General features: G+C 63.9%; 1 protein-coding gene and 1 pseudogene. One reads left to right on the top strand and one right to left on the bottom strand.

Features of this window, described 5'->3' with window-relative positions; genetic code table 11:
- Positions 1-98: pseudogene (locus AC5RV1_RS21440) on the top strand (co-chaperone GroES); the annotation flags it as partial.
- Here the strand turns inward: AC5RV1_RS21440 and AC5RV1_RS21445 are convergent.
- A partial coding sequence (locus AC5RV1_RS21445; protein WP_493995965.1) for a hypothetical protein occupies positions 88-277 on the bottom strand: 190 nt, incomplete at its 5' end. The pseudogene AC5RV1_RS21440 and the gene AC5RV1_RS21445 sit on opposite strands and share 11 nt — an antisense overlap.

The following is a 277-nucleotide window of genomic DNA, read 5'->3' on the forward strand; positions in this document are numbered from 1 at the left end:
TCATCTACTCGAAGTACGGCGGAACCGAGGTCAAGGTCGGCGGGGAAGAGTACCTGGTGCTCTCCGCCCGCGACGTGCTGGCCATCGTCACCAAGTAAGGCCCATCAGCTGAGTCCGGCGGCTCGGGCGCGCGCAGTCGACGCCCGCAGCCGGAATCACGGACAACCGAAATGCCCCGGCTGCCTCCTCTAGCAGCGCAGCCGGGGCATTTTGCGTGAAAGGAACAAATTCATGGCAAAGCAGTTGGAGTTCAACGACGCCGCCCGCAAGGCGCTGG

The sequence above is a fragment of the Arthrobacter sp. Hb9-2 genome, from assembly GCF_059091165.1.